Annotated in this window: 19 protein-coding genes, 2 pseudogenes and 1 riboswitch; of the genes and pseudogenes, 5 read left to right on the forward strand and 16 right to left on the reverse strand. The window is 71.0% G+C overall.

Annotation, left to right across the window (positions count from 1 at the left end):
• Window positions 1-295: 295 nt before the first annotated feature.
• Window positions 296-460, reverse strand: coding sequence for a 50S ribosomal protein L33 (gene rpmG, locus ACY1JF_RS14880; protein ID WP_462705584.1), 165 nt, complete (start codon window positions 458-460; stop codon window positions 296-298).
• A gap of 329 nt (window positions 461-789) precedes the next feature.
• Between rpmG and ACY1JF_RS14885 the strand changes: the two genes are divergently transcribed.
• The 4 genes and pseudogenes from ACY1JF_RS14885 to ACY1JF_RS14900 form a co-directional block, all read left to right on the forward strand.
• Complete coding sequence (locus tag ACY1JF_RS14885; RefSeq protein WP_462705585.1) at window positions 790-1,083, forward strand: DUF6355 family natural product biosynthesis protein; 294 nt, start codon at window positions 790-792, stop codon at window positions 1,081-1,083.
• Between the two features lie 263 nt (window positions 1,084-1,346).
• A complete protein-coding gene (locus tag ACY1JF_RS14890; RefSeq protein WP_462705586.1) occupies window positions 1,347-2,315 on the forward strand; it encodes a DUF1963 domain-containing protein in 969 nt (322 codons plus the stop codon).
• Between the two features lie 29 nt (window positions 2,316-2,344).
• Window positions 2,345-3,685 (forward strand): hypothetical protein, encoded by a 1,341-nt coding sequence (locus tag ACY1JF_RS14895; protein WP_462705587.1) that lies wholly within the window; start codon window positions 2,345-2,347, stop codon window positions 3,683-3,685.
• 151 nt (window positions 3,686-3,836) lie between these two features.
• Window positions 3,837-3,965: pseudogene (locus ACY1JF_RS14900) on the forward strand (IS5/IS1182 family transposase); the annotation flags it as partial.
• Between the two features lie 27 nt (window positions 3,966-3,992).
• Here the strand turns inward: ACY1JF_RS14900 and ACY1JF_RS14905 are convergent.
• From ACY1JF_RS14905 to ACY1JF_RS14950, 10 genes and pseudogenes are all read right to left on the reverse strand, one after another.
• A complete protein-coding gene (locus ACY1JF_RS14905) occupies window positions 3,993-4,994 on the reverse strand; it encodes an aldo/keto reductase (protein ID WP_462705605.1) in 1,002 nt (333 codons plus the stop codon).
• 22 nt (window positions 4,995-5,016) lie between these two features.
• Window positions 5,017-5,910: a hypothetical protein gene (locus ACY1JF_RS14910; protein WP_462705588.1), complete on the reverse strand. Its 894-nt coding sequence runs from the start codon at window positions 5,908-5,910 to the stop codon at window positions 5,017-5,019.
• Between the two features lie 26 nt (window positions 5,911-5,936).
• Entirely contained in the window at window positions 5,937-7,001 is a 1,065-nt protein-coding gene (locus ACY1JF_RS14915; RefSeq protein ID WP_462705589.1) for an endonuclease/exonuclease/phosphatase family protein, read from the reverse strand.
• Between the two features lie 116 nt (window positions 7,002-7,117).
• The gene (locus ACY1JF_RS14920; RefSeq protein ID WP_462705590.1) at window positions 7,118-8,146 is read right to left on the reverse strand and encodes a glycosyltransferase family 2 protein; all 1,029 of its coding nucleotides are present in this window, start codon (window positions 8,144-8,146) and stop codon (window positions 7,118-7,120) included.
• 23 nt (window positions 8,147-8,169) lie between these two features.
• On the reverse strand, window positions 8,170-9,174 hold the full coding sequence (locus ACY1JF_RS14925; RefSeq protein ID WP_462705591.1) for a UbiA prenyltransferase family protein: 1,005 nt from the start codon (window positions 9,172-9,174) through the stop codon (window positions 8,170-8,172).
• Window positions 9,174-10,235 carry an NAD-dependent epimerase/dehydratase family protein gene (locus ACY1JF_RS14930; protein ID WP_462705592.1) on the reverse strand — a complete coding sequence of 354 codons (1,062 nt, stop codon included), beginning with the start codon at window positions 10,233-10,235 and terminating at the stop codon, window positions 9,174-9,176. The genes ACY1JF_RS14925 and ACY1JF_RS14930 overlap by 1 nt, the downstream gene beginning before the upstream one ends.
• A 1,297-nt stretch (window positions 10,236-11,532) precedes the next feature.
• Window positions 11,533-11,999, reverse strand: a pseudogene (locus ACY1JF_RS14935) (IS1380 family transposase); the annotation flags it as partial.
• A gap of 485 nt (window positions 12,000-12,484) precedes the next feature.
• On the reverse strand, window positions 12,485-13,675 hold the full coding sequence (locus ACY1JF_RS14940; RefSeq protein ID WP_462705593.1) for an MBL fold metallo-hydrolase: 1,191 nt from the start codon (window positions 13,673-13,675) through the stop codon (window positions 12,485-12,487).
• A gap of 82 nt (window positions 13,676-13,757) precedes the next feature.
• Window positions 13,758-14,543 (reverse strand): SGNH/GDSL hydrolase family protein, encoded by a 786-nt coding sequence (locus tag ACY1JF_RS14945; RefSeq protein WP_462705606.1) that lies wholly within the window; start codon window positions 14,541-14,543, stop codon window positions 13,758-13,760.
• 241 nt (window positions 14,544-14,784) lie between these two features.
• The gene (locus tag ACY1JF_RS14950) at window positions 14,785-15,633 is read right to left on the reverse strand and encodes a LysM peptidoglycan-binding domain-containing M23 family metallopeptidase (RefSeq protein WP_462705594.1); all 849 of its coding nucleotides are present in this window, start codon (window positions 15,631-15,633) and stop codon (window positions 14,785-14,787) included.
• A gap of 2 nt (window positions 15,634-15,635) precedes the next feature.
• A riboswitch (cyclic di-AMP (ydaO/yuaA leader) is annotated at window positions 15,636-15,798 on the reverse strand.
• A gap of 421 nt (window positions 15,799-16,219) precedes the next feature.
• Here ACY1JF_RS14950 and ACY1JF_RS14955 point away from each other — a divergent pair.
• Window positions 16,220-17,017 (forward strand): tyrosine-protein phosphatase, encoded by a 798-nt coding sequence (locus ACY1JF_RS14955; protein ID WP_462705595.1) that lies wholly within the window; start codon window positions 16,220-16,222, stop codon window positions 17,015-17,017.
• 4 nt (window positions 17,018-17,021) lie between these two features.
• Here ACY1JF_RS14955 and ACY1JF_RS14960 read toward each other — a convergent pair whose 3' ends face one another.
• From ACY1JF_RS14960 to ACY1JF_RS14980, 5 genes are all read right to left on the reverse strand, one after another.
• Window positions 17,022-17,141, reverse strand: a complete 120-nt coding sequence (locus tag ACY1JF_RS14960; protein WP_189415745.1) for a DUF6126 family protein — start codon at window positions 17,139-17,141, stop codon at window positions 17,022-17,024.
• The gene (locus ACY1JF_RS14965) at window positions 17,138-17,767 is read right to left on the reverse strand and encodes a helix-turn-helix domain-containing protein (protein ID WP_462705596.1); all 630 of its coding nucleotides are present in this window, start codon (window positions 17,765-17,767) and stop codon (window positions 17,138-17,140) included. Before ACY1JF_RS14965 ends, ACY1JF_RS14960 begins: the two co-directional genes overlap by 4 nt.
• A gap of 67 nt (window positions 17,768-17,834) precedes the next feature.
• The gene (locus ACY1JF_RS14970) at window positions 17,835-19,220 is read right to left on the reverse strand and encodes an aspartate aminotransferase family protein (protein WP_462705597.1); all 1,386 of its coding nucleotides are present in this window, start codon (window positions 19,218-19,220) and stop codon (window positions 17,835-17,837) included.
• Window positions 19,221-21,107, reverse strand: a complete 1,887-nt coding sequence (gene dxs / locus ACY1JF_RS14975; RefSeq protein WP_462705598.1) for a 1-deoxy-D-xylulose-5-phosphate synthase — start codon at window positions 21,105-21,107, stop codon at window positions 19,221-19,223. It lies immediately after the preceding gene.
• Window positions 21,108-21,134: 27 nt separating this feature from the next.
• On the reverse strand, window positions 21,135-21,423 hold a 289-nt coding region (locus tag ACY1JF_RS14980; protein WP_462705599.1), incomplete at its 5' end, for a flavodoxin-dependent (E)-4-hydroxy-3-methylbut-2-enyl-diphosphate synthase.

The following is a 21,423-nucleotide window of genomic DNA, read 5'->3' on the forward strand; positions in this document are numbered from 1 at the left end:
CTGGGGGGGGGTCCTGGCGCGACCCCTTGGCGCTGCGGGCCCCCCGCCCGCCCGCCCGCCCCGGGGCGGGCGCGGCCGGGCACCGGGCGGGGGGCCCGGCCGCTCCGGCCCGTCACGTCAGCCCTGGCGGGTCCTGAAGCGCGACTCCTTCTCGTCGATCACACAGGCGGCGCCCCGCCGGGCACCCCGCCGGGGCGCCCGGCTCCGTCCTCACCGCGCGCGGGGGATTGCATACCTTCGGGGAATCGCACCCCTCCACCGCGTCCTTCTTCCGAAGGGCGCGGGACGACACGCCTCAGCGTGTCTCACGAAAGGGGACGTGCCCGCCGACGACCGGGTCGTACTTGCGCAGGACCAGCCGGTCGGGGTCGTTCAGACGGTTCTTGCGGGTCACGTAGGTGACGCCGGTGCCGGCCGTGGAAGTCAGCCTGACCACCGGACGCGTGGTGCTGCGTGCCATGAGACGCTCCTTGCTCCGCAGCCCGAGCCGCCTGACTCGGGCATGTCATACATAGGGTCACAACGCCCACATCGGGTACCGCATTCCCGACGCGGGGACCATGACGGGCGAAGGCCGCACAGTGCGCGCCGCCAGTCCCCGCCCTCCGAGCGACGGCCCAGGTGTCGCGCGGTGCGTTGACGCCCCTTCTGGGTGAACGTGCCCCATTGGCCCCGGTCGTCCCGCCCCGGGCTGCGACTCTCAGGACCGACGTCCGGCGCGGGGCCGCTCCGCGACCGCGCCTCGGCGTCACCCGTACCCGATCCGATCGATCCGATCAAGGAGTACCTGTGACTGTCCGACACCGGGTGACCGGCATCCTCGCCTCCACCGCCGCTCTCGCGCTCACCTCCCTCGGCGCCGTGGCGTTCACCGCGGCCCCTTCGGCCGCGGCTCCGTGCGGCTTCTACGAGACGAGCGCCGACGCCTTCTACCAGCACTGCACCTCGGACGGCTCCCACGTCGTCATCAAGGTGGCCGTCGCGCACGCGGCCGACTACGAGCGCTGTGTCGCCCCCGGCCGGACGTGGCTCGGATCGGCGTCCAAGATCCAGGGCGCGCACTACGTCGGACGCACGTGCTGACGGCCCGCCGATGAACACCTCCGGGCGCGGACGACTCCGTCCGCGCCCGGGGTGCGACGCGACCGCGCCGCCGCGGGCGGACGGACGGCACCGAGGACGGGATCGGCCGACGAGGCCGAGAACACCGCCGCCGGCCGACCGGCCGGGTCCCCGGCCGTCACGCCACCGCCCGCCCCGCCTCCTCGGCCACCCCCCGCGTCCGCTCCCCCGGCTCCTTCCCCGCCGCGGAGCGGACTGTCAGTGGCCCACCGCACAATGACGGCATGTCATACACAGACGAGTTCCGCGCCTTCGCCTCCCGACACGGTGTCTCCAGCGACGCCATCACCCGGATCATGTGGCACATGCAGCCGTCCTTCCACATCTACCCGGTCGACGAGGGTGACGTCGAACCCAGGGACATCGTGGTGGGTCACGTCGGCGGGCTGCCGGAGCTGCCCGCCGACACCGAGTGGGACGCGGGGCACCACTTCGTCGCCGCTCTCGACCTCGCCGCACTGCCGAAGCAGCCGCTGGACGACGGCCTGCCGCGCGAAGGCCACCTGTTGTTCTTCGCCTTCGAGGACTACCACGCCGAAGACGGCGTCGTCCCGGTGATCCACGTTCCACCGGGAACCGAGACGGCCGTGCGCCCCGTTCCCGTCGGCGAGGGCTGGGACGGCGAACCGTACGAGCTGAAACCGCTGAGACGGCAGGTACTGGTCTGCGACCCCGGCACGTCGTGGGACGTGCTCGACTGGGTGTGGGACCCCGAGGACCTCGAGGACCTCGACGAAGAGGAAGAGAAAGAGGAAGAGGAGGAGAAGGTCGAGTTGCCGCCCCTGCAGGACGACCTCGACGACGAAGCGAGGGAACGGCTCGCCCCGATCGTGGCCGCTGTCCGCGAGTACGCCGAGCGGGTCGGGGCCGTCCCGCGCGTGCGGCGCAACGGCGGGCTGCGCGGGGTGGAGATGAACCCCCCGTACTACCGGGCCGTGTACGACGCGGAGTTCCTGAGGAAGGGCGAGGAGGCCGTGCTCGTCTGCCGGGACGCCCCCGAGAGGTTCGAGGAACTGTACGCACGGGCCATGGCCGAAGCGGCGACCATGGAGGGAGGCCCCTGGCTGAACCTCCTGGAACTCACCCAGGCCGACATCTTCGACTGGGGCGACGGCGAAGTGGGCTGGATCATCAACCGCGACGACCTGCTGGCACAGCGCTTCGACCGGGTCCGCCAGGCGTACAACTGCTGACCGCGGACCGAGACGGGGAGGAGACCGGTATGACGGACACCGATGGGCGGGCGGCCGTCGCCCGTCCCGGGCCCAGGGCCCAGACGGACGGCGTCGAGGACCGCGGCGTGCCCCCGGCGGCGCGGCGGCGCCGGGTGGCGCGCCGACTGCGCCTGCTCGCAGCCGTGCTGGTGAGCCTCTGCGCCCTGCTGGGGGCGGTGCGGCTGGTCGCACCCGCCACCGCGGGACCGGAGGGCGAACCGCCGGGGGTTCAGAGGCAGTTGGCGTTCCTGCGGGCAGCGCTGGACGACGGCGCGGGTGACGAGGCGCAGGCCATGTTCCCCGAGGGCCACTTCTTCCTGCACGCGCTCTACGGTCTGAGCTGGGTCGAGCTCGGCATGCGCGCCCCGGCCGGCGAGCGGTCGACGGCGCTGCGGGAGGCCCGGTGGGCGCTTCGGCAGCTGGACTCCCCGGCGGGCCGGGCCCCGTTCAGCGCGGACCTCACTCCGTCGTACGGTGTCTTCCACCGCGGGTGGAGCAACTGGCTGCGCGGCGGTGTGCTGGCCCTCCAGCCGGCCGGGCGGCGCGATGCCGCCGAGGCACGCCGGTTCGCCCGCGACTCGGCCGAGCTCGGCGCGGCGTTCGACGCCTCGCCCTCGCCCTATCTGGAGGCGTACCCGGGTCAGGCGTGGCCGGTGGACTCGACCGTGGCCGTCGCGTCGCTGCGGCTGCACGACCGTCTGCTGCCGGACCGGTTCGGCCCCACCGTCCAGCGGTGGCTGCGGCAGGCACGGGAGCGGCTCGATCCGCGCACCGGACTGCTCCCGCACCGTGCCGACCCGGGCACCGGAAAGCCGGCCGAAGTGGCCAGGGGCACCTCGCAGAGCCTCATCCAGCGCTTCCTGGTCGACATCGACCCCGCCTTCGCCGCCGGGCAGTACTCCCGCTTCCGCGACCTGTACCTCACCTCACCCCTCGGTCTCGGGCCGGCGGTGCGGGAGTACCCGGACGGCACGGACGGGCCGGCCGACGTCGACTCCGGTCCGCTTCCGCTCGGCGTGAGCCTGTCGGCGAGCGTCGTCACCATCGGCGCGGCCCAGGTCCACGGTGACGCCCGGCTCGCCACCGCTCTGTCGGGCGTCAGCGAATTGGCGGGCGTCCCGGTCGGCACTCCCTGGACCAAGCGGTACGCCTTCGGTCTGCTCCCGGTCGGCGACGCGTTCCTGGCCTGGTCGAAGACGGCCCGGCCGTGGGTGGCTCAGGTGCCGTCCCCGCCGCCGGCGGCCGTTCCGGCGTGGTGGCGCGTGCCGCTGCTGTCGCTCCTGGCGCTGTCCGGTGCCGTGCCATGGCTGCCGGCCCTGATACGGCGCTTGCGGCGTCGCGATGCATGACCCGAACCGGCAGAACGGATCCGTTCCCGCGTCCTGTACGCGCTCTCGCTCGCTCTCGTCCTGCGGCCGACGCCGGTCGCGGGGCCGGTGGACGCCGCTGGAGCTGTCGGCCGCGCGCGAACAGCACACGGACGGTTCCTCAGCTCTCCCTGAGCGGACCGTGTCCTGGCTGTCCGGCTGCCGACGCCTCCACCGCCGCTACGAACGCAAGCCCGGACACTTCCTCGCCTTCACCGCCATCACCGCGACGCTCATATGCCACCACCGCCTGGCCGAGTGAAATGGCGTCCCAGTCCCGAACGATCACTCAGGCCGCCCGCAGCAATCCCTCGATCTCCCGCATCTGCGCCGGCTCCAGCGGCCCGAACTCCAGCGCACCCGCGTTCTGCTCGGCCTGGGCCACACTCCTGAAACCAGGGATCGGCACGGTGCGCGGGCTGCGGGCCCACAACCAGCCAATGGCCCCCTGCGCAAGCGTCCGGCCACCGGAGGTGAGTACCTCGCGGACCGCTTTGACCCGCGCCACCCACTCACTCGCCGCGCCCTCCGCGGTGAACCAGCGCAACCAGCCCGGAGGCGTGCTACGGATATCGCCCTGCGCCACGGCCCCGGCCGACGCGTGCCTGCCGGCCAGCAGGCCCATCGCCAACGGGCTGCGGTTGATGCTGGCCAGCCCCGCCTCTTCGCACAACGCCAACAGCTCGGGAGCGTCGTGCAGCACACTGCACTCGTGCTGGACTGCGACGCCGTGCCTCCCCTGCGCGAACACCCGGGCCCGGAGGACGTCGTCCGTGCTCCAGGCATACCCGCGGATCAACCCCTCCGCCACGAACTCCTCGCAGGCGTCGCGCAGTCGGGCACCCGCGTCCGGATCCGCATCGGACAGATGCAACTGGTAGAGGTCCACATAGTCGGTGCCCAGCCGCCGCAGCGAAGCGTGCAGCGCCTTGCGCGCGTACTCGGGTGAATCGTCGGCGCCGGTCATGACCGCGCTCGACTCGTCGAAGAGGTTGCCCCACTTGGTGGCGATGACGACCTCGTCCCGGCGCCCGGCCAGAGCCCGGCCCAGCACCCTCTCGCTGTGGCCCGCACCGTACACGTCGGCCGTGTCGAAGAAGGTTATCCCCAGATCGAGAGCGCGCCGGATAGCAGCAGTGGACTCGGCGTCGTCCACCTTGCCCCAGCCAAGGGGACTGCCCGCGCTGTCCGTCCATTCGCCGCCGATCGCCCAGCAACCGAAACCTAACGCGCTGATCTCGGGGCCGCCGGCTCCCAGGGTCCGAGTCATGGAACGGGAACCCTCGCTCATGTCGTGCACCAGCCCTCCCAAGTCATTGATTCGTTCCCGTCTTCGGGCGGGCCTGCCGCATGCTCACCCGGCGAGCCGTCAGCGCGACGAGACCGGCTACCACATCACCAACGGTGACCAGGATACGGCTCAGCGCCACCACGGCGATCACGCCCGACCCGGACAGGACAGCGGTCAGGGTGAGACCGAGTACCAGGTCACGGGCGCCGAGCCCAGCCGGCAGGATGAAGGCGAGCATTCCGCACACCGCCGACAACGAGAAGCCGCCCACCCCGACCACCAGCGCCATGCTCGGATCCGCGCCCAGGACGGCGACGAGCACAGGAACGTGGAGACCAGTAAGGATCCACCCCGCGCCCATCAGGCCCGTGGCACGCAGAGCCGTCCGCCGGTCGACAGGCGCCTCCCGCCACCGGCCGAGTACCGGGGCGGCCCATACCACCCCGGCCGGCAGTGCCAGGCACAGGGGCGCCAGCAGCCACCACCGCGGCTCGGTTCCGGCCAGCACGGGCACCGCGAGGACACCGACCGCGGCGCCGGCGGCGGTGCTCATCACCACACTGACCAGGAAGCCGCCTGCCAGCCGGGCCGGCCGCTGTCCTACCGACCTGGCGAGCCCGGCGTGTGCCAGAGCCGGCCACAGGCCGCCGGGGACGTACTTGGCGAGTCCTCCGGCGAAGTACAGCCGCATCGCGTCGGGCAGCGTCAGCCGGACACCCATCCCTTCGAGCAGGACCCGCCAGCCCAGCATGCCCGGTACCAGACCGGCCATCACCAGCGCACCGGCGAGCAGCGCGGGCCCCGGTCCGACGGTCCGCAACTGGTCACCGACAGCCGATCGCTCCCGCCACACAACCGCCGCGAGGGCCACCACCACGACCGTGCAGCCGAGCACCCGCGCCACAGCGGCCACCATGGGCGGGAACCGACCGAGCCGCCCGATCACCGAGCACCGCCGTCCTGAACGGACAGCCACAGTGACTGGGCCCGGTGGTCCGACATGCCCGCCGACCCGTCCAGCCCGTACCGGTGCACCTCCACCTGGCCGGCGGTGAACGCCCAGTCCAGCCGCCACAGACCGAGTGCTCCGTCCTGCCACGAGGTCGGGTACAGCTCGGGACTCTTCCGTACGGCGTCTTCCAGATGGCTCTCCAGCCAGTCCATGTCCCCCATGGCAGGCGAGGTGTTGAAGTCCCCCGCGATCATCAAGGGACGGTCGTTGGCCGCTACGTCCCTCTCCAGCGCGGCCAACTGCGGCCGGCGCGCGGTGTCGCGCTCCCGGACCGTGCGGTAGAAACCCGCAGTCAGCGGATTGACGGCCATGTCGACCTGCACCGGGATGTGCACGTTGTAGAAGGACATCACCGTGTTCCCGATCCTCAGATCGGTACGGAGGACCTTGGCCGACTCGTAGACCCGTGACCACTCGGTTCCGGGCCCGACACTCCGACCCGGGCCGAGGACGGACCGGTCCACGACGGAGAACCGGGACAGGGTGACCAGCTCACCGCTGACCACGACCTCGTAACCGGGAAATTCCCGCCGCAGGCGTGCCATGTCGTCCGTCCGCGCCGGCCGGCCGTCCACCCAGGACAGATACTCCTGAAGCAGGTAGACGTCCGCCCGCCGGTCCCTGAGATAGCGGTAGAAACGGTCGGGATCGTCCTGCTGATGCCAGTACTCGGTATTCCAGGACACGACGCGCAGGGCGTTGCGGGGCGGGTCGGGAGCGTTCCGGTTGGCGGCTGCGTACGGATTGAGCCCCGAGTACGCCGCCCCCAGCACCGTGGCCGCGGCCAGCAACGGGATCAGGACACGCCGTACCGGTCGGGCGAAGAGCGCGGCGGCGAGCAGGACCAGCGGGACGGCGACGAAGGTCAAGGGCGGCGCGAGGTCAGGGACGAGCCAGAGCCACCAGCGGCCGCTGAGCGCGTACTGCAGCAGCAGGAACAGCCACCAGGCGGCCGTGAGCGCGACGACGACTCGGGTACCCCAGCACCATCCCACGTGGGCCCGGGCGGTGGACCCCGGCTCCGGGGCGGCCGGCGCGGGCTCGGTGGCGAGGGGGTGAGCCCTTGCCGCGCGAGCGTGGGGCTCCGCTGAACGGGCCCCGGACCCCATGCTCATGCCGAGCTCCCGCCGAGCGTGGTCGGTGAGACGTCGTACAGTCGGCGGAAGGCATCCGACGTCAGCCACTGCAGAGCCCCCGCGACCGCCCCCGCCGCGATGGACAGGTTCACCAGGAAGTGCGCACCGATGAAGTAGAGCAGGAAGAGCGGGCCACGACGGCGCAGAACGAATACGTACATGCCCGCGTCGCTCAACAGCGACGCGAGCAGCAGCAGGGCGGGCACGGCGGCCCATGCCGTCCCGAACAGCAGCGGGAGAACCAGGGCGGCCACGGAACCGAGGGCGGCCATGCTCCCCCAGGCCCGGGAAGCCGTCTCGAAGCCCCGGGCGAACTTCCGGCGCCGTGCGTACAGCGGGACCCTCAGCCGCCCGCGGCGGAAGAGTTTACGCAGCAACGGCCACATCTCGTGGTCGTCGTCGTGCCGGCCGCGGACGTCGTTGCTGAGCCACAGCGTGTACCGCTGCGAGAGGCGGTTGCCGTAGTCGATCTCCTCCGTCTGCCACAACCGGTCGTTGAACGGGCCGAGTTCGGCGAAGACCTCCGCGCGTATCGCCCCCAGGGAAAAGAACCCGAAGGATACGGGCCCTTCGGAACTGGCCCGCCAGTAGTGTGCCTGCAAGCTGCGGTACTCCTCGACCCGGCTGTCCCGGATCAGCGGCTCGGGCTCGTAGATCCCGCACACCGAACCCAGGGCCGGGTCACTGCCCAGCAAGGCGACGGCGTTGGCGATGGCGTCGGGTGCGAGGGCCACGTCCGAGTCCACGAAGAACAGCACCTCCCCGCGGGCGTGCCGGGCGCCGAGATTGCGCGCGGCAGCCACACCGCTGTTGGTCGGAGTGCGCAGGACGGGTACCCCGAGCCGCTCGGCGACGGCGACCGAGCCGTCCGTGCTGCAGTCGTCCACCACCATGACCTCGGTGCGGGGGTAGCTCTGGTCCTGGATCGCGCCCAGGCACAGTCCCAGTGTCCGCTCATAGTTGTAGTTGGGGACGATGACGCTCACCAAGGGCTGGTATTCCATGACGGTGCGTTCCTCTCGTCTGGCTAGGACAGCAGCGGAGACCGGCTGGCGAGCAGCGAGCCGACCAGGAAAACGCCCCACACCAGGGCGTTCCCCAACATGACGCGGTCGTGCAGGATCGAGCGCACCGGCTCGCCGCCCTCGCCGTCGACGAGAACCAGCTGCAGATAGCGGAACAGCCCGAAGAAGGAGCAGGGCACGGAGAGCAGCATGACGGCGTCGCCGTACAGGCCGGCGGGGGCTTCGGTGCGCAGGTAGAGCAGGTAGGTGACCGCGGTGAACGCGGTGGTGAGCAGGATCAGGGAGTCGATGTAGGGCACCGAATAGCCGCGCAGGGCCGGGCGGTGCGCTTGGCCGCCGAGCTTCAGTTCGTGCCGCCGCTTGCCGAAACTGAGCAGCAGGCAGAGGGAGAAGACGCAGATCAACAGCCATCCCGAGACTTTGGAGCCGACAGCCAGGAAGCCGGCGACCACGCGCAGCACGAACCCGCTGGACACGACGAAGGCATCGATGAGCGGCACGTGTTTCAGCGCCCTGGTGTAGGCGGCGTTCAGCAGCAGGTACGCCCCGACGGGCGCCGCGACAGCAGGAGTGCCGTACACCAGCAGCAGGCCGAGCAGGGCCGACAGAGCAGCGGCGTAGAGCCAGGCCGCGGGGGCAGTGACGCGGCCGGCCGCCACCGGGCGGTGGCGCTTGACGGGATGCAGGCGGTCCCGCTCCCGGTCACCTATGTCGTTGACCACGTAGACGATGACCGACGCCAGGGTGAACGCGACCAGCGCGGCGCCGATGCGCAGGACCGGCGTCGGCTGCCATACGGCCGGGTCCAGCAGCGGAAGGGGCACGACCAGCAGGCTCTTGACCCATTGTCCCGGGCGTGACAGGGCGAGCAGGTCGCGGACGTAGCGGGTGACGCGTGAGGGCGCGGAGGTGCGCGGCGCGAAGACGCGCGGCGCGGAGGTGGGTTCGGCCGTCGCGGGAGGGCTCAGCGCCTCGGCAGCTGCCGCGGGCGCGTTCTCGGGCGTCATCAGAAGACCGCCTTCGCTAAGCCGAGTGCCCCCTGCCGCCAGGCATCGCGGCTGGTGCGTCCATTGCGCCGGTTCAGACGCCCGGCTTCCTTCTGCGCGCGCCACCAGGCGTACGTACGCAGCAGGGAATCCTTGTTCGAGTACTTCGGGTCGAACCCGAGCCGTTCGCGGGCTTTGTCGATACTTACGTAGGAGTCGTCCATCAACTTCTGCGACAGCCGTCCGTAGACCGGGGACAGCTTGGTGCGCGCCAGCAGCTCGAGGGTCAGCAGCGCCGGTTTGGCGGGGAGGGGGACAACCCGTTTGCCGTGCCCGGCCGCGTCCAGGACAGCCTGGAAGTCCTCGCGCAGCGTGGAGAATTCGGCGGCCGCCAGATTGAACGTGTCGTCGGCCGCTTCCGGTGGAGCGTGCAGCGCGGTCACGACGGCGTCGACCAGGTCCAGGGTGTCGAACATCTGGATGCGCACGTCACCACGGCCGAGCACCGGGAAGTGATGGCCTTCGTCGGCCCATTCGAAAAGCATGGCGAACAGACCGAGTCGGCCCGGCCCGAGGAAGGTTTTTGGCCGCAGGACAGGCACGCAGATTCCCGTGCCCCGATACTGCTCCACGATCTCCTCCGCCTCGGCCTTGGCCGCGCTGTAGGGGTCGCAGGGCAGGCGGGGATGGTCCTCCGGGGTCGGGAGATCCTTGGGAATGCCGTAGACGGCGGTGGTGGAGACATGGACGACGCGTTCGACGGCGGCACTGCGCGCGGCCCGCATCACGCTCCGCGTGCCGTCGACGACGATCGAGCGGATCTGTTCGGCGGGATAGCTCGGCAGTGCTGAGGCACAGTGCACCACCGCGTCCGTGCCGACGAGGGCGCGGCTGAGGAACGCGGTGTCGCGGATGTCGCCGATGGTATGGCGGTATCCGGTCCGACCGGCCTCGGCGGGGCGTACGTCCGCATCGACGGGCGGCCTCAGGTCGATGCTGTGGACGTCGTACCCGTCCTCGACGAGTCTGCGGACGAGATCACCGCCCAGCATTCCCGAACCACCGGTCACCAATACGCGCATGGGCTGTCCTCCAGAGAACGTGCATGAGAGATGGACGGTCAACGGGCGAACCCGAGCCCACGAGGAGCCCGGCGCCGGGACGGGGTTTCGATGTGACGAGGCCCAGCGACGTCATCGTCTGCGGGGTCACTCATGTCGCGTAGTTCAGAGGCGCTTTTCTTGCCGGGAGAGGCGATAGGTCGTCCAGGTCACACAGGGCCGACGAGGGGAGGTAGGGGGCTTTTCGGAGAACTAGCGCGGGCCGCTTTCGCGAGCGGCAGGCCCTGGCTGGAACCCTCGGAAGTCACCGTGTTCGCCGAATGCATCCCAAGCCGAACGCCCGGCCAGTACGTGAAAGTCAGCCGGCGCAGCGCAGTATGCGCTCACGCCGCCCGCAACGGTTTCCCGCTGCGGAGCGCGCTCCGCCGCAGGCGGTGTTCGCGTGCCGCTCCGTCGCAGGTGGCCGTGGTCTCGGTGAACATCGACCGTTTCCCCGAGGTTTCGGAAAACACCATCCAACCGGGGCGTCAACGAGAGATGAGAAGGCGGGTTCGGTTTCCGACGACTCCGTCAGCGTGGCGTCATTCGAGCCCTCTCCTGCTCGACTGCGCGAATGAACACCACGCCGGCCGCCGAAAACATCCTTGAGGTCCGGCTCCACTCGGGCCGTCGACCAAGGGAGCCAACCGGCCCTTCCCCATCGAGATGGCCTGTCCTGCCACAGGTCTGTACGTCATCGCCGCGCAGTCCTCGCTAGAGATGGTGCGGTTATCGCCGTCTCGCGTTTCCCGGCATCCGCCCTAACCATGCAGACATTGAAGATGATGACCGGCAGCGGCGATGTTTTGTAGGTGGATCAAAACGCTCAAGATCGAACATTTCTGAGGGTGTGGGGGAATTTCTGGCGCCAGCCGATGATCGATCAAGCCATGGAGGGTGAATGTTGCATACACGGACAATGGATGCCCAGCGGGCGGCGGTTCCCCTTACGAGGAGGCCACCTTTCGCCTGAAAAGTCGGCTTCAGTCGATCTCCTTGTGCGATGCAGATCGGCAAGTTCTCATTGAACATGCACAGCATCCAGTGACGGAGCCCGCGTGCGGGAGGAAGGGAGGGAGGGGGCACACGACGGGCAGGGCTCCCGCGCCGTCACCCTCGATCCTTGGTGAGGGCCCGTGGACGGAGTCGGTGGGCCCTTTCGCTGTCCGGAGCTGATCGTGGACAGGCCGACGGCCCGGTCGCCACCTCGGGTGGGCGCCAGGTTCCACAGCACGGGATCGGATGGTGCGGCCGTCGGGACGGTAGGAGTCGCCGGCCAGCCGGGCCCGGGCAGGAGCGTGAGCCGTTCGAGGACGGCGGTGATCTGGCCGGTCCTGGGCCGGTCCTGGGGGAGGCCGAGTCCGTGTCGGCCGATGGGGACAAGCTGGGCGGCCGCGGAGAACAGGCGGAAGCGCAGGCGACAAGGCTCTCGGAGCCGGGCCTTGCCCGCCGGAGCGAGCATGGGCACCAGGCCGGCAGGTCGGGAGCGACCTGGACGGTTGCGAGCCGGACCTCGCTCTGGGCGGTGGTGTGCAGGGGGAGGCCGCGCAGGCCGGCGACCCGGGCCCGCGGCCGGTGACGGAGCTGGAGAGCGGCGACCGGCCGGCCAGGGCTGTCGGCCGCGAAGTACGCGATCCGCATGCCGTTCGCGCCGCCGGCCCCGACACGACCGGGACCTGGCCCGGTGCGCCCGTCGGCACGGCGTCTGCGAGCCGCATCTCGAAGCGATCGGCGTGGGCTTCCGTCTGGCGGCACCGGCCGCGAAAAACCGGGCACCGCCTCAACGACGCACGACGGGTGAAGCCCCCTCGGACGGTCCAATTTTTGCTGTGCCGACCGGTGCGCCTTCCGGCGCGCACCGACAACCGACAGCACACGTTGAAGGTGAGCACCTGTGAACACCGTCATCGCCTCAAACGCGTCCTTGATGGGCAAGGCAGCGCGGACGAAGCGATCTACCGAGCAAGCCGGCCGGCAGCGGGCCGATTCGCGCAGCCGCGCTGCCCGGCCGGGCCCCTCCCACAAGCTCAGCACTCCACAACGCGCGGCCGGACAACAACCCGAGACGGTCCTCCCAGGGACGGCAAGGGCCTGAAGCACTGCGCGGTGACTCCACACTCCACGCCTGGCGCCCCGTCCAGGGCTCGCAGCAAACGATCCCGCTCTTCAGCAGAGAGACGCTCCGGCATCCGCGCCATCTCCCCCATCTCGCCCCCGACCGCCCTCACCACTCACCGCTCACTGGCGAGGTCGAGATCACCCCTGCTCGTCCCGGCCACACCCTCCGCGCCCCGAGGAGCACGCCACGGACGCTCGATCGGACCCGACACCGCCCGCCACCACGCCTCCACCGGCAGCTCCCCCGCCGGCTCGAACGGCTCCCCCGGCCGCGGGAACGCCACCGCCTGCCCAGCCTCCTCGGCCGCGTCCTTCATCCACTCCCCCGGCTCCGCCCACGGGTGCGGCGCCAGGTTGAACGTGCCCCAGTGGATCGGCAGCACAACCCCGCCCGGACGCCCGCCCTGCAGGTCGAGGTGGGCCCGGACACCCTCCTGCGGGGTCATGTGGATGTCCGGCCAGAACTCCGCGTACGCGCCGACTTGGATCATCGTGGCGTCGAACGGGCCGTGCGCGGCGCCGATGTCCTGGAAACCGTCGAAGTACCCGGTGTCGCCGCTGTGGTAGACGCGGTGTTCCGGCCCGGCGACCACCCAGGAGGCCCAGAGTGTGTGCTGGGTGTTGCGCAGGGCCCGGCCGCAGAAGTGGCGGGCCGGGGTGGCGGTCAGGGTGAGGCCGCCGACCTGCGTCTCCTCGTGCCAGTCGAGCTCACGCAGCCGGCCCGCGGGGACGCCCCAGCGCTCCAGGTGGGCGCCGACACCGAGGGGAACGGCGAACAGGGTGTCCGTGCCGGCCAGCGCCTTGACGGTGGGCAGGTCGAGGTGGTCGTAGTGGTCGTGCGAGATGACGACGGCGTCGACCGGACCGAGGGCGGCCAGCGGCACCGGCACCGGGTGCAGCCGTTTGGGGCCGGCGAAGGAGAACGGGGAGCAGCGCTCGCCCCACACCGGGTCGAACAGCACCCGCTGCCCGTCTATCTCGGCCAGCACGCTGGAGTGCCCGACCCAGGTCAGCCGGAGACCGGTGGCCGGGGGACGGGCCAGGTCGGCGACGGTGACGGGGTGCATGGGGATGGTCCCGGCGGGAACCCGGCGGGCCCGCGCCTGACGGTCCAGGTAGGACTTGACCAACCCGGTCGAGTCGGAGGGCCGGGTGCGGGCGGCGCCTCCCGGGTTCTGGAAGACGCCGTCCGCGAAGTGCGGTGATCTGCGGATGCGCGCCATGCGCTCACCGCTCGGGTCCGCGCCGAAGGCCTCGGGCCACGGTGCGCGGAGCCCCGGGCTGAGGGGACGGAAACCGGCCACGGTACCTCCAAGTGGGGTAGGACAGGCCTTCATTATGGCCGTCCGGTGTGACAGCGGTTTCCGTCATCCGCCCGCCGTCGGCTCAGGCGACCGCCGCGATCCGCGTCCTGATGTCGTCCGCCGACAGCGTCCCCTTGGCCGTCACGTGGTCGCCGGAGGACTCACCCCGCAGCCGGCGTCCGATCCACGGCACCAGGTACTCGCGCGCCCACTGCACGTCGTCCCGGCGGATGTCGAAGGTGCCGCGCGGCGGAAGCGGGGGCCAGGGCTGCTCCGGATCGGCCGGCACCGGCAGACCGAGGACCTGGCCGGCGCGCAGCGCCACGCGCGTGTGTCCCTCGGGCGAGAGGTGCAGCCGGTCGGTGTCCCAGGCGCGGCGGTCCTGGATGCTGCGCAGGGACCACAGGTCCAGCACCGGGCACCCGTAGCGGTCGGCTACGGCCCGCACGTGCCCGTTGTACGTGGCGATCTTGCCCCGCAGGTGCTTGAGGACGGGCATCCGCCGGGTGTCGAAGCCGGTCGTCACCATGACCGTGCCGGCCGTGGCGGTGAGTGCGGCCACCGCCCGCTCGAACCGTTCGGCCACCTCGTCCGGGTCGGTGCCGGGCCGGAGGATGTCGTTGCCGCCCGCGCAGAAGGAGACCAAATCCGGCGCGAGAGCGACCGCCTGGGGCACCTGGTCCGCCACGATCTGGTCGAGCAGCTTTCCGCGTACGGCGAGGTTGGTGTACGTGAAGTCGCCCTCGGGCCGTCGGTCCGCGAGCAGAACGGCGAAGCGGTCGGCCCAGCCGACGAACGCCCCGCCGGGGCCGGGATCACCCACACCTTCGGTGAAGCTGTCCCCCACCGCCACGTACGACCCGATCACTGCTCTCTCGTCACTCTTCGAATCGTCTGCCACGTCGGCCCATGATTCACCGTGGATTGTGACCTACGCGACCGTAGGCAGGGGTTGACGGGCGGTGAGAAAGGCCACTTTAAAGTGTTGGCCTATTACGGAATAAGCAAGCTCCGCTCCAGCAGACACAGAACACAGGGCGCAGGACGCACCGAAGGCCGGACCCGGGGATCGGGGTCCGGCCTTCGGTGGGCGCGCGGAGCGGGCGGCGTCAGACGGAGACGCCGTGCGACCGCAGGTAGGCGAGCGGGTCGATGTCCGAGCCGTAGTCCGGCGTGGTGCGGATCTCGAAGTGCAGGTGCGGGCCGGTCACGTTGCCGGTGGCGCCGGAGAGACCGATCTGCTGCCCCGCCGTCACGGCGTCGCCGCTGGAGACGGAGATCGAGGACAGGTGGGCGTACTGGGCGTAGTTGCCGTCGGCGAGCTTGATGACGACCTGATTGCCGTACGCGCCTCCCCAGCCGGCGGTGACGACCGTGCCCGCGCCGACGGCCTTCAGCGGGGTGCCGGTCGGGACGACGAAGTCGGTACCGGTGTGGTAGCCGCTGGACCACATGCTGCCCGACTGGTGGTACGGGGTGCCGACGGTGTCACCGTCGACGGGGGCCACGAAGCCGGCGGAGCTGTCCGAAGCCTCAGAGGTGTCCGAGGCCGACTGCGCCGACTCCTTCTGCGCGGTGTCCGCGGTGTCCGCGGCGCCCGTGGTGTCCGTGGCGTCCGAGGCGGAGTCGGCGCTCGCCGCGGCCTCGCCGCCGAGGGCGAGCTTCAGGCCGGGACGGATCAGCGAGGGGTCGTCGCCGACGGCGTCGCGGTTGTCCGCGTAGAGCTTCTTCCAGCCGCCACTGACGTTCTCGGCGTCGGCGATCTTCGCCAGGGAGTCACCGGCACGGACGGTGTACGTCCGCGCCTCCTGCGCGGCGGCGGACTGTGCGGGAGCGGCATGGGCACCCGCGGCGCCCAGGAGCGGCAGGGCGAGTGCGGCGCCGCCGGTTCCGGCGGCGGCGAGGGCGCGGGTCAGGCGCTGGGTCCTGGTACGGCGGTGCTTACCCTTCGCGGGCATGGTGAGTTCCTCTCCGGCGCCTGCGAGGTGAGCTGTCGGGTGCGGGCTGGAGATGCCCGGCCGCGCCACGGGAGCGCGGCTTTACCCCTAGCCGTCCCGGGAACCGGAACAGGCGGTCGTACCTGTGGGTCCCCCGCTCCTGCCGCGTACGGGTGGTGGGTGGGTGTGGTCTCCGGTCGGCGGCAGGATTAGGCGTCCGTCCGGATCGATGGTGAACGTAAGGGACCAGGACGCACAGGGACAAGCGAGGGATTACCGGTGAAGGCGTTTCACATGATCCTTTGTGGGGAATATCGGTAACCCTGCGTCTACGGCGGCGAATGCGCCGGGGCCGAACGCCCTTGAAAAGCCCCCGTATTACGTGGACATGAAGCGCGACGCACGGTCACGGATATGACGCTGCTCACGCGGGCGCGTTCCAGCGACTTTTATTCCAGAGCGAGTTGGGAAAAACGCTCCAATTCAGACAGACGCATCACAAGTCACACAGAGGGACAACTAGGACGCTTTCGGGGGCCGGTATGCCGTATCGTCGGGCGCACCCGCCGTCGAACAGCGGCAGCGGGGCCGAATGGGAGGAGTCCTTGTGACGCAACAGGTCCCGTCGACCGAGCCGGAGCTGGCCGGGGTGCGTAATTTCCGCGACGTGGGCGGCCTGCCGGCCGCGGACGGACGGCGGGTGCGGTTCGGCGTGCTGTTCCGCAGCGGCCACCTCGCCCACGCGACCGCCGAGGACGCGGCGTTCCTCGCGGGCCTGGGCCTGCACACCGTCTTCGACTTCCGCAACGCGGCCGACCAGAAGCTCGAAGGCCCCGACGTGACCCTGCCGGGCGTGCGCAATGTGAACCTGCCGCTGTCCGACCCGGCCGACGGCGCCGAGTTCTGGAAGATGGTCCGCGACGGCGACCTGGACCAACTGCGGGAGATCCTCGCCGACGGCAAGGGCGCGGACCGGATGATCGCCTCGTACCGCTCGATCATCACGGACCGCACCGCCGAGCACTCCCAGGTGCTGCACGCGCTCGCCGGGGACAGCGTCCCGGCCCTGATGCACTGCGCGGCCGGCAAGGACCGCGCGGGCCTGTCGATCGCGGTGACACTGCTGGCGCTGGACGTGGAGCGGGAGGCGATCGTCGAGGACTACCTGAAGTCCAACGAGAAGCACCGCCGTTACAAGGTCAAGCGCAGCGGCTCCGCGGATTCGGCCTACTCCCCCGAGGTCATGGAACTGCTCAGCCCCCTGTTCGACGCGCGCGCCGAGTACCTGACCGCGGCCTTCGAGACCATCGAGGGGACCTGGGGCGGCGTCGACGCCTATCTGGAGCGGGGCCTGCGGATCACCCCGCGGACCCGGGACCGGCTGCGCGACCGGCTGCTGGACTAGGACGTCACTTCGCGCCGACCTCGAAGAGCAGGTACACGAAGGCCGCGAAGACGTGGCCGACGGCGATGTAGACGATGAGCCGCACCCACAGGGCGCGGGGGAACTTCTCCTCGATGTCACTCATGGCGTGCCTCCGGTGAGCGGCCCCAGGCACAGCGTGGCCGTGGGGCTCTGCAGCAGGGTGTGGACGAACAGCAGCTCGACCCCGTCGGGGTCCGCCGCCGCGATGCGGTGCGGGGTCAGCGAGTCGAAGTGCGCGCTGTCCCCGCGGATGAGCAGGTGCGTGGCGTCGCCCAGACGCAGCCGCAGCCGCCCGCCGAGCACGTACAGCCACTCCTCGCCGGGGTGCACCCGCACGATGTCGCCCTGCGAGCCGTACGGCACCTGGACCCGGAGGGCCTGCATGCCGCGGCCGGGGGCGCCGGCCGGCCGGTAGGTCCAGCCGCCCGCGACGGTCGGCTCCGCGTCGGCGGCGCGCACGACGGCGTCCCGCTCGGCGGCGGTCTCGCCGAGCAGGTCCGAGACGGTCGTACCGTAGACACGGGCCAGGGCCAGCAGCATGGGCAGCGAGGGCTGGCGCCGTCCGGTCTCCAGCCGGGAGAGGTGGGCCGGGGACAGCCCGGCGGCGCGGGCCGCGGCCTCCAGGGTGAGGGAGGCGCGGCGGCGCAGCTCGCGGAGCTGGGGCGCCACGGCGGGCAGGTCCGCCGCCGGCCCGGCTCCGGGGGCTCCGGAGGCTTCCGAGGGGCTCATGCCCCCCATTCAGCCCTGTTTTTGCCTGTGAGGCAAATCTTTTGCCTCACAGGCAAAAACAGCGGCCTCAGCGGTGTGCCACCGCCTGTTTCACCAGCGTCCTGCCGAAGTCCCACACCAGTCCGCCGCCGCTGTGCGCGTCGTCCATGACCTCGGTGAAGGCGTCGACGAAGCGGTCCACCTCCCGCTCCCCCACGATCAGCGGCGGAATGAGCTTGATCACCTCCAGGTGGTCGCCCGAGACCTGGGTGAGGACGCGGTGGCGCTGGAGCAGGGGCACCACGACCATCTGGGCGAACAGGCCCTTGCGGGCGGCCTGGAGCATGGTCCAGCGGCTGCGCAGCTTCAGCGAGGCGGGCCGGCCGAACTCGATGCCGACCATCAGCCCCCGGCCGCGTACGTCGGCGAGCAGCTCGTACTTGTCGACGAGCGCCGCGAGCCGGGACCGCAGCAGGTCACCGGTGGTCCGGGCGTTCTCGACGAGCCGCTCGTCGTCCATGACGTGCAGGACCGCGAGCCCGGCCGCCATGGCCTGCGCGTTGGACCCGAAGCTGGCCGAGTGCACCAGCACCCGGTCCATCGACGAGTAGACCTTCTTGAAGATCCAGTCCTTGCCGAGGGTGGCGCCGACCGGGACGTACCCGCCGGACAGCGCCTTGGCCACGCACACCAGGTCGGGCTCGACGCCGGCCTCGTGCTGGTAGGCGTAGAAGGTGCCGGTGCGGCCGAGGCCGGTCTGCACCTCGTCGGCGATGAGCAGCGCCTTGTGCCGGTGCAGCAGCTCCTGCGCGGCCCGCAGGTAGCCGGGCGGCGCCTCGTGCACGCCCTTGCCCTGGATCGGTTCGACGACGAGGGCGGCCACGTCCCCCTTCCTCAGCTCCCGGGCGAGCGCGTCGAGGTCGCCGAGCGGTACGGCCGTGTCGGGCAGCAGCGGGGCGAAGCCGTCCCGGAACCCGGACTCGCCGTTCACCGACAGGGAGCCGGTGGTCAGCCCGTGGAAGGCGTGGTCGCAGTAGAGGACGCGGGGTCTGCCGGTGGCGAACCGGGCGAACTTCAGCGCCGTCTCGACCGCCTCCGTGCCGCTGTTGCCGAAGAACACCCTCTCCAGGTGCGGGCTGTACGTCAGCAGCTTCTCGGCGAGCAGGCCCGGCAGCGGCTGGCAGTCGAAGCGGGTCAGGTCGGCGAGGGAGGCGTCGAGGACGTCGTGCAGCGCCCTGCGGACGACGGGGTGGTGGCGGCCGAGGCCCATCACCCCGAACCCGGCGAGCATGTCCAGGTAGTCGTCGCCGTCCGCGTCGAAGAAGTACGCGCCCTCGGCGCGCTCGTAGACCTTGTCGAAGCCGATGGTGCGCAGCATGCGCGGGAGCTGGTGGTTGAGGTGCCGGGTGTGCAGCTCGTACCGCTCGGCCCCGCGCTCGGCCAGGAGCGCGCCGAGGTCGAACTCCTTGGTCATTCAGTTCTCTCCTTGTCCCGGCGCGAGGGCCAGGCTCGCGCTGATCCGGCCGGCGATCTCGACCGGGGTGAGACCGATGTCGGCGAGCACCTCGGCGCGTTTGGCGTGCGCGAGGAACTGCTCCGGGATGCCGAACCGCCGTACCGGTACGTCGACTTCGGCGTCCCCGAGGGCCAGCGCGACCGCGGCGCCGACCCCGGCCGCGCGGCTGTTGTCCTCGACGACGGCGACCAGGCGGTGCCGTGCGGCCAGTGGCGGCAGGGCGGGGTCGACGGGCTTGACCCAGCGGGGGTCGACGACGGTGCAGGCGATGCCCCGGCTTTCCAGCAGTCCGGCGGCCTGGAGGCAGACCGGCGCCATCACGCCGACGGCCACGAGCAGCACCTCGGGCTCGTCCGCGGCGTGCAGCACGTCGAGGCCGCCGATCCGGTCCACCGCCGGTACGACGGGGCCCACGGACTCCTTGGGGAAGCGCAGCACCGTCGGCGCGTCGTCGACGGCGACCGCCTCGCGCAACTGGGCGCGCAACTGGTCGGCGTCGCGCGGGGCGGCGATGCGCAGACCGGGGACGACCTGGAGGACCGACATGTCCCACATGCCGTTGTGGGAGGCGCCGTCGACGCCGGTGACGCCGGACCGGTCCAGGACGAAGGTGACCCCGCAGCGGTGCAGGGCCACGTCCATCAGGACCTGGTCGAAGGCCCGGTTGAGGAAGGTGGCGTAGACGGCGACGACCGGGTGGACGCCGCCGGTGGCGAGGCCCGCCGCACAGACGGCGGCGTGCTGCTCGGCGATGCCGACGTCCCAGACCCGGTCGGGGAACCGCTCGGCGAACCCGCCGAGGCCCACTGGGTGCAGCATGGCCGCCGTGATCGCCACGACGTCCTCGCGCTCCTCGCCGATCCGCACGATCTCGTCGCCGAACACCGAGGTCCACGACGGTCCGCCCGCGGGGCGCAGGGGTTCGCAGGTGAGCGGGTCCATCGCGCCGACGGCGTGGAAGTGGTCCTCCTCGTGGGCGAGGGCCGGTCCGTAGCCCCGGCCCTTCTCCGTGAGGCAGTGCACCAGTACGGGCCCGTGGAAGCGTTTCGCGCGCCTGAGCGCCGACTCGACGGCCCCGATGTCGTGCCCGTCGATCGGACCGACGTACTTCAGCCCGAGGTCCTCGAAGAGTCCCTGCGGGGCGAACGCGTCCTTGAATCCCTTCTTGGCACCGTGCAGCGCCTCGTAGACGGTGTTGCCGACCACCGGGGTGCGCTGGAGCACCTCCTTGCCCCAGGCGAGCATCTTCTCGTAGCCGTCGGTGGTGCGCAGGGTGGCGAGGTGGTTGGCGAGGCCGCCGATGGTGGGCGCGTAGGAGCGCTCGTTGTCGTTGACGACGACGATCAGCGGCCGGTCCTTGGCGGCGGCGATGTTGTTCAGCGCCTCCCAGGCCATGCCGCCGGTGAGCGCTCCGTCGCCGACGACGGCGACCACGTGCCCGCGTTCCCCCTGTACGTCACGGGCCTTGGCCAGCCCGTCGGCCCAGCCGAGCGCGGTGGAGGCGTGGCTGTTCTCGATGACGTCGTGCTCGGACTCCTCGCGCGAGGGATAGCCGGACAGGCCGCCCTTGCCGCGCAGCTTGGAGAAGTCCTGTCGCCCGGTCAGCAGCTTGTGCACGTAGCTCTGGTGGCCGGTGTCCCACAGGATCCGGTCGACCGGCGACTCGAAGACCCGGTGCAGGGCGACGGTGAGTTCGACCACCCCCAGATTGGGCCCGAGGTGACCGCCGGTCCTGGCCACCGCGTGCACCAGGAACTCGCGTATCTCCTCGGACAGTTCGCCTAGTTCGGCCTCGGACAGCGCCTTCAGGTCGCGTGGTCCCCGGATGTTCTCCAGAATCGTCACGCTCGGGCCCCCTTCGGTCCGTGCTGTTCAGCTCACGGTGACGGCGGGCTCCCCCGCCACGCCGTCCTTCTCCATCTGCTCGGCGATCTTCATCGCCTCCTCGATCAGGGTCTCGACGATCTTGGACTCGGGGACGGTCTTGATGACCTCGCCCTTGACGAAGATCTGCCCCTTGCCGTTGCCGGAGGCGACGCCGAGGTCGGCCTCGCGGGCCTCACCGGGACCGTTGACCACACAGCCCATGACGGCGACGCGCAGCGGCACCTCCATGCCCTCCAGCCCCGCGGTGACCTCCTCGGCCAGCTTGTACACGTCG

This window comes from Streptomyces sp. SYSU D01066-1 (assembly GCF_054956795.1).